This window comes from Syntrophomonas zehnderi OL-4, assembly GCF_000983115.1.
Taxonomy (GTDB): Bacteria; Bacillota; Syntrophomonadia; order Syntrophomonadales; family Syntrophomonadaceae; genus Syntrophomonas_B; species Syntrophomonas_B zehnderi.
On record NZ_CGIH01000053.1, the window covers coordinates 69,515 to 78,177 of the forward strand.

The window sequence follows — 8,663 nt, forward strand, 5'->3', positions numbered from 1 at the left end:
AGTGGGGTGAATGCCCTGCCAAGAACAGCGAAATAAATAGAACGGTATTTTACGAGGGATAAACTAAGAATGGCACTATAATAGTATCCCGATATCCAGTTCTTATGACAAAAACCGATAGATATACAAGGAGTCTGCCCACGGTGTATATTGAGGGCAGACTCCGTATGTTTTTGGCAACCAGGCTATCGCTGCGTTTTATAAGACGCCTTAGACTCTGTGACTTTATGCCTCCGGTTGTCACCGGGTTTATGGCTCTTTATTTTAATTTTATAGAAACTACTTCGTCTTTCTTACGCCGTTTTTATCCACCTCATAACCATCAACCTTGGTATTCCTGGCAAGAGAGCCATCGGCGTAGAAGTAATACCATTTACCATCAAGTTCCAGCCACTTGCCGGATACCATACCGTCCTTGGTGAAATAATAGCGTTTATTGCTGGTGTCCAACCAGCCCAGGCTGGCCTTGTTGCCAGAGTAATACCTCCAGTTATCGCCGTCCTTAACCCAGCCGGTTTTCAGTGCGCCAGAGGTTTCAAAGAAATACTTCACACCATCGATGGTCTGCCAGTCGGTGAGATGCTTGCCGTCATTATAATACAGATATTGTCCGGCATCATTCTTTGCCCAGCCCTGCGCTGTGGCTGGATCGATGGTCAGCCTGATGTAGCGGTGGAGCATGGAGGAAACCTCCGCACGGGTTGCATTAGATTTTGGATTGAACCTGTTGTCCGTACCACCCATCATGATGCCAGCCTGCTGCATGGCTGTGACTGCTGTTTTGTAAACGCTGCGGATGCTGGAAGCATCCGCATAGGCGGTTGCTTCACGGGTTACAGGCAGCTTGTAGCCGGTGGACTTAGCATAATTTGCGAAGATCATCGCAATTTCCTCACGGGTGATGGCGCGGTCAGGTTCAAATTTACCGTTCCCTGTGCCCTGCACTATGCCCTTGCTATATGCCCACTCGATGTAGGGGCAGAACGCACTGTCCGCTTTCACATCCGTAAAGCTGTTGATGGAGTACGCCTTCACATCCACGCCTGCCAATCTGCCGAGAGCCGTCACCAGCATTCCCCTCGTCATGGCGGTGTTAGGTGCAAAGGTGGTTTCAGAGGTGCCGGAGAGAAGGCCCCTTCCGACAACATAGTCAATAGCTTCCTTGCCCCAATGGTTGCCGATGTCAGTAAACTTGGCTATTGGAGCTGTGTAGCCTACGCCATACACCGAGAAGTGGCCGGTAGGGATCAGTAGGCTCCTGCTGTTTACGTCATAGGCCGAGCCAGAGATACGCTGTGCTTTGCCTTTTGCGTCCACATACACGCCAAAAAGGTAACCAACAGCCTCATTCTTGCCCGGTGTATAGGGGATGGAAAGGGTGGCTGTTCCGCTGCCGAGGCTGGGTATGTTGAAGTTTTTGCCGTCCTTGACATAGCTGATGGTGATGCTATAAACCGGCCTGTTTCCGAGAAGGGCCTTTGCCTCTTTAGAGAGCCCTGTCGCCGGGGCGATGGTGATGCTGATATCACCGCTGCTTTGCTTCTGGATTTCCTGTAATGCCTTCAAGTCAAAACTCACGTCTACCGGAGAACCAGCGAGTGTAAGGCTGGATACCCCTGCGCTCACAAGGCTGTTCAGCGAGTTGCGGGACAGGGTTGCTGTAAAGGAAGTTGTTCCCTGCGGCAGAGTGACATTCAGTGCCACAGCAATGCCATTGACTGTCTTTCCCTGTGCCTTTGCATCGGTCTGTGCCTTGGTGATGGCATCGGTCACCGTCTTGTCGGGGATTGATGCGCTGGCTGCGCCGTTTTGTCCCGCGGCCGCCGTGATGGAAGCCGTTGCCGTTACCGGCTGGTCAGGCTTCTTTTCGGGAGTTGTTGCGGTCGTGTCGCCGCCAGAGGACGTACCGCCACTGCCTCCGCCACCGCCGCCGGAAGACTTGGCGCTAATGGTTAATGTGCCCGGTACATAGATAATCTCATTGTAGTTGCCGCCGTCAGGCACAGCCGCGCCAGAGGCGTTAATTGCGTATGTCCCGGTTTGTCTCATATTCGGCGTGGTGGCATAAGCCAGAGTGGGCGCGGTTTTCAGCGTTTCGCCAGCAGCAAGGCCGACAACAGTGTAGTCTGATGCCCCGAACACAGGAGCCGCATCGCCCACATAAGCGCTTTTACTATTCGCTCTTATAATAATGTTCGCCTTATCAATGGCGAAGTTCACAATCATTTCACCGGCGTAGGTCTTGGCGGAATCGCCCGAAATTACCGCTTTGACCCGATAAATGCCTGCGTTCTTGGGCGCTGCGTTCGGGTTAAGGGCAGTACCGTTGCCATCCATCCAAGTGTAGGTGAAATCGCCGGACGGAATGCCGGGTGCGCTCGCCGCTGCGGTTGCCGCACTGCCGTCATAGGTCTTGCCGGGAACTGACAGGTTCACGGTAACCGGGATTTTGTCCGTCAGTGTCACCGAGACATTTACGGTGATGTCGTTGTAGTTGCCAAAGCCGCTCACCGTAACCGGGATGGTTGCCATATTACCAACGGTGCCTCCTTTGCAGGTGAATGTCAGCATACCTGCACTATTTACAGACGGGTTTAGAATGATGCCGGGGTTCGTGCCGCCCACAGTGCCAACCAGATAAGCCAGGGTATCTCCGGTTCTCTTGTAAGAGGTTACCTTTTCGGCAACATCTGCCGTCTGATTGGCAGTGTCATCATAAATCACGTTTTTGCTGATATTTGGTACAGCAGGCGCAGCAGCCTTGCCAATTGTCTGCCCATGTACGGACAGGCTGCCGTTTGCCAAGGAGTAGTTATTGGCTCTCGCCGTACTGGTGAGCGAAACGGTGCCGGTTATAGTCTTGTTGGCGCCTGCATCCGCGCTGTCAAACTGTGCGTTGGTGACGGTGTAATCCGTGACTGCCGTGAAGCCCTCGCCGTTTTGCACGCCAGCGAATGATACGCCGATCACGGAAGCATCCTTTGTGCCGTCATAGGTTTTCACCGCGATGGTGCAGCCAATAATCGTTAGCGCCGCCTTATCGATGATGTAATTGCCCAAGGAAATATCTGCGGTTGTTGAGGCATAGTTTGTGCCCTCCGCGATGCTCACCGTGACGGCGTAGGTTTTGGCATCCTTCGGCGCTGTGGCGCCTCCGTCATATTTGACCGTGATCGTGCCGAGCCCTGCCGTTTTAGCGATCACACTGAGCGGTTGAGCCAGGCCGTTATAGGTCTTGGCGGTAAGATCATAGGTCAAATCAGCCGCCGCAGGTGTTTTTTTATTGATGATGTAGGTCACACCAGTTTTTTCACCTTTGAAATTGCCCTTGCCGGTCAGCGTTATAGCTACCGCATCTGTGTACCAAAACTCTGCGGTATTAATTTGCTCGGCGGTCATATCTGCGCCGTCCGTTCCGTCTGCGGTTTTGTAACTGCCGCCGCCAATCATGCCGCTAAAAGCACGGTTGCCTGCTAATTTGCCGGGGTAAGGGACTATGTCGCGTCCTACCACGCGACCATTATTTGCTCCGTTCTCACTGAGAATAGCGGGATTTAACGCGGCGCAATTCTTAATGACTGAGTCATAGGACCAAGTAGCACCCGCAATGCCGGCAACGCAAGAGCCTCCTTTCACCTCGGCGGTGGAGTAACAGTTTTGCACGCTTGAAGTGCCAGAAGCCAAACAACCCGCGATACCGCCAATATTTCCGCTACCGGGGTTACCGCTTACACCGCCGGTGGAATAGCAATTTTCCACCTTCCCATTTGCGCCAATCATGCCAACAACACCGCCTACATACGCACCTCCGGATGCAGTGCCATGAATTGAACCGCTGACGGCGCAGACCTCGATAACAGCATTTTTTATTGTTCCCGCTATGCCGCCCACAGAAGAAAATCCAACAATATTCACGCCGGTTAAGCGCAGCTTTTTCACACTGCCGCCTTCGATGTTTCCCAATAAGCCGGCGCTTTCCAAGTCTTCGTCATTTATATACAGCCCCGTGATCGTCTTATGATTACCATCAAAGTGGCCTAGAAATTTATTTGTCTTTGTCCCAATCGGCACCCAACCCTTACCGCCGTTAAAGCCGGTGTTGGAAGCGCCGTAGCCGGAAAGGTCGAGGTTGTTCATCAGCTTGTAGTGCTTGCTGTTGTACGCATTGCGTGTGGCCTCATCCTCGCTGCCCACCAACTCCGCCAGCTTGGCAAGCTGGGCGGCGGTCGTGATTTGGTAGGGGTCGTTCTGTGAGCCGTCGCCGCCTGCAAAGTAGCTCGTCAGCTTGGCGGTGATATGCGCGGGCATCGGCTCCGTCTTGCCGAACAGTCCGGGCAGCTTGCCGGGTTCATATGTCCACGGCGCGGTGGTCAATGCGGACGGAAAGCCGCTTGCCGTCTGCAAGGCATCGGCAGTTACATCCGTGCCGTTATAATAACTTAGTCCATCGGGCGTGCAGACCATCCCATCAAACGCCACATTGTCGGCAAAGGTGATATTAGAAGCAGCGCCAACAATACGCCCGATATATCCTGTTTCTCCTATATGCGGATTCAGCGCTGCACAGTTTTTAATTGTTCCGCGTGATTGACCGGCTATACCTCCTGAGATATTTCCGCTGACTGAGCCGGCGGCATAGGAGGATATGCATGCACTATCATTCATCATTGCGCCGATCAGGCCGCCCACAGAGCTGCTCGGGGCGATGGAGGTAACATTTACTGTGGAATAGCAGCTTTGGGTGGTGCCGCCATAAATCAGATATCCGACCAGACCACCAACATAGTTTTTCCCACGGACTACGCCACTAACCGAAAGCTTTTCAATCGTACCGCCGTCAACGTATCCGAACAATCCGGCGGCAGAGAGGTCATCATCATTGATGTACAGCCCGGTGATGGTTTTACCGCTGCCGTCAAAGTTGCCTTCAAACGGCTTACCAGTTGTACCAATTGGAATCCAGCCCTTGCCGCCGTTAAAGTCGGTGTTGGATGCGCCGTAGTCGGAAAGGTCTATATCGGCGGTTAGCTTGTAGTACTTAATGTTGTAGCTAATCGGTGGAGTACCTGCATCCCCCACATTTACCAATTCCGCTAACTTGGCAAGCTTCTCCGCTGTATCGATGAGGAAAGGCTCGGCAGCCGTACCCGCTCCGGGGAAGTTATGGTCACTGCCGCCTGTGATATAATCCGGCATATCCACCGCCGCGCCGAAGCCGGGCAGCTTGCCGTTTTCAACAGTCCAACCGTTAGCTGCTGTGAAGCGGCCGCCGATGGTGCCATCCGCTTTGATTTCAGCGGCGGTCATGTCTGCACCGTCCTTTGCGGGATCACTGCCGCCGCCGACCATACCGATAAAAGCCACATTGTCGGCGGGGTGAGGGCCGGAATATGCACCAACAATGCGCCCTGAAAACGAGTTTGCGATTACTTTTGCGTTTAGTGTAGCACAGTTTTTAATGGTACCGGTACTTCCACCAACCAAACCTCCGATGCAATTATCTCCGCTGACTTCACCTATGGCATAGCAGTATTCAACTGTGACAGAATCGCCAAAAGAGCCGTAAATCATACCCGCAATGTCGCCTACGTTATTCACGATACCGGCAACATGGGCAGTGGAAAAACAATCAGCCATTTTGCCGCGCATAGACCCGGCGATGCCGCCGACATTTTTTTCTCCGCTGACAGTGCCGCTAACGAAGCAAGCACTTACCGCTTCATCTGCAAGATGAACAGAACCGAAAAGCGCTCCTACGTTCTCCTTGGCGGTAATATCCACATCTTTTAGGGTAAGGCCTTTAAGGGTACCATCTCTGACACAGCCGAACAATCCGGCATTGTCAAGGGTGGAATCATTTATATATAATCCTGAAATCGTTTGCCCGTTACCGGCAAAATCGGCATAGAACGGGGCATCGCTCGTCCCAATCGGCTTCCAGCCCTTGCCGCCGTTGTAACCTTGGCCGTATGCGGATAGGTCAAGGTCGTTCATCAGCTTTAAGGATACATTTCCTGTTCCATTGAGCAAAAAACTCTCCAATCGCCCCGCATTCACCAGCTCGGCAATTTCCGCCAGTTGGTCGGCAGTCGTGATCTCCAACGGGCTGTCGGTCGTACCGCCGCCGCCCATGCGGAAAGGCTCAAAGCGACCGACTGTTTCAGGGATATACACCGTGATCCGGGGAGCTATGGCGCCGCCTGCGAGGGTGTAGTCCTCGCCCAGCACGGCGTCAAACACAATAAAGCCCGCGCTCGGGGGCATTATCGTCATAATCCTGCTTTGTTTCCCATGTCACCGGGATTTGTACGGCTTTGCGCTCCACCGTTCCGCCCACCATTTCGGGGAATGTGGGCTCAGCGGTGTTCTGCCAACGGATATTATCCGGCAATTCCTCAAAGGCCGTCACTGTGCCGGTGATTTCGCTCACAGTCACAGCGATGGACGGCGGTGCGGCGCTGACCGTGAAGCCTTCGATTTGCGGAGTGAAGGTGTAAGTACCGGCTTTTTCTCCGTCATAATAGGGTGAAGATACCCATTTCACAGGAATTGTAATGGTTTCGGTAAATGTAGGCTTTGTTGGTGCGGAGTTGTCGGCAGCCGGGTCGGAATTACTCGATACGGAATGGTAAACATTACCCGAAACAGCATCGGTAGGTTCTTGTTGCGGCTCCGGCTCACCGGAATCCAGCACCGTTTCGTTATCCGCCTCCGGTGTTGTTGTATCCGGCGCCGCTGCCACACGTACGGTTGCGTATAGGGTGTTCGGCAAACTCAAATCCTCCAGAGAGGTGCCTAAAGTTACTGTTTGGTTTGCCGTTTCCTCCGGCAGCGTATCGAAAGCGATGATCTCTCCGCCTTCGCCCGCACTGGTCGCCAACGCTATCACAGGCAACTGCGTAACTGTTAAGGCTGCGACAAGTAAAAGTGCCAAAATCCTTTTGGCTTTTTGCATGGTTTTCCCTCCTCAAAAATTCATTTTGATCTCATAACTTTGTTTTCATAGAGTCTTATTTCATAAATATCACTGCACCTTGGATGGTTTTTCCCTCATCTCCGGTAATGGGAAAAAATATAGCCTCATGGTATTCAGAGGATGATGCTTTTTTGCCTGTCCTATCACTCATGAATATATCCATCGAGCCGGACAGGCCTGTTAAAAAGGTTGTTTTCCCCATAAACACATTCTTTACAGCGTCAAGGATTGGAAGGTTTGCATCGGTAATGCGGTTTAACAGGCTATATTTACTCTGCGATAGGTTAATGGCATATAGACCGGTTTTATCAGATAGAGTCCTGTTCACGTAAACCAATTCGCCGTCTTGTTCAAATATCGCTATAGGATACGGAAAATCATCGATAACAGGGCAAGACCAACCTTTATTACGAATCAGTTTTTGAAACTTCCTCACCATTCGAGCCTGTATTATCTCTTTTCCTTGCAAGGTCTTAATCATTTCCGTGAGCTCCTCAAGCGGCTCTTTTTCGGATCGTTTTTCCATCAAATCAAGCAACCTCCTTTCCTTCGATACGCTCCGCCGTTCAATTGTAAGTAAATAATGGCAGGCAGGATAGACAATTGAGTGCTATATTTACAGTCATTATTGCTATCTTGCAAATAAAAAAGGCCTCCGAAACCATTGCGGTCGGAAGCCACTTTACTCATTTTATTTTTGGGTCATCGTTGCTCGATATTGGGAGGGAGCCATTCCTAACTTATCCTTAAACTTTTTTGCTAACTTTCCATTATAATCAACGCCGCATTCCTCAAAGGCCTGGGTTATGGACAGATTGATGTCGCACAGCTTTTCCTTGAGCTTGCCGATCTTTACTTCCTGATAGTAGTTGTAGGGTGTCATCCCTGTATGCTGCTTAAACAAACGGGTATAGTGATACCTGCTCATATTCACGATACCGGCCAGCTTATCTATGTTAAATTCCTCTTTCCAGTGGTCATCTATGTATTCTTTGCCTTTTATAATTTCTTCCCTGTCCTGATAAGACCTGGAGGTGATGAATATAAACACGATAAACATCAATTGCTTGTTGCTATCACGTATAGGCAGGGCAGTTATGTTGTGAAACAGGCTTTCGGATGCCAATTCATTATGATCTCCCAGCCGTTCAATGATCTCCTGATACGGCACTTTGATATCATATACATGAACGGCTTCTCCCTGAAACGCCCGCACAACAAAGTCTTTGACTCCCCATCTTTCAAGTGCGGGATTCATTAATATATTATGTTTTTTATACAGCCTTTCCGGGTTTGATATCTTAGCGAACTTTAAATACTCTTCATTCGCCAGGAGCATCGTACCATCTGGCGCACAGATGTGCATAGGGTAGGGAAATTCCTTCACGATTTGGGCAAACAGCTCCTTGTTTTCATACAGCGACTCAAAGGGCCATAGGTCTTCGCGTTTTCTTTGCTCATATAGGCCATATATGTCTTCCGATACCACCGGCACCTTTTCTTCTTGAATTGGAGCTTTTTTCCGCCTCCTATCCTCCGGTTTAACGGCATCTTCAGGAATAAGCCACAGATTGCCCTTTTTCACCGCACCGTCTATTCTGCCCTCGGTACAGTACAGCGTCACAATCCTGATCCCAAGCCCCCATTTTTCACCGGCTTCCTTCACGGTCATATACTCCATGCCCAC

4 protein-coding genes and 1 riboswitch are annotated in these 8,663 nt (G+C 51.1%); all 4 genes read right to left on the reverse strand.

Going from position 1 to position 8,663, the window contains the following annotated elements; translation table 11 throughout:
* Positions 1 to 172: 172 nt before the first annotated feature.
* A riboswitch (cyclic di-GMP riboswitch) is annotated at positions 173 to 264 on the reverse strand.
* A 15-nt stretch (positions 265 to 279) separates the two neighbouring features.
* Complete coding sequence (locus AAV90_RS14285; RefSeq protein ID WP_198142871.1) at positions 280 to 6,240, reverse strand: S-layer homology domain-containing protein; 5,961 nt, start codon at positions 6,238 to 6,240, stop codon at positions 280 to 282.
* Complete coding sequence (locus tag AAV90_RS13840) at positions 6,233 to 6,955, reverse strand: hypothetical protein (protein ID WP_046500187.1); 723 nt, start codon at positions 6,953 to 6,955, stop codon at positions 6,233 to 6,235. Before AAV90_RS13840 ends, AAV90_RS14285 begins: the two co-directional genes overlap by 8 nt.
* Positions 6,956 to 7,010: 55 nt before the next feature.
* A complete protein-coding gene (locus AAV90_RS13845) occupies positions 7,011 to 7,514 on the reverse strand; it encodes a hypothetical protein (protein ID WP_157609594.1) in 504 nt (167 codons plus the stop codon).
* 153 nt (positions 7,515 to 7,667) lie between these two features.
* Positions 7,668 to 8,663 (reverse strand): helix-turn-helix domain-containing protein (locus AAV90_RS13850; RefSeq protein WP_242847584.1); only part of this gene is annotated, 996 nt, incomplete at its 5' end.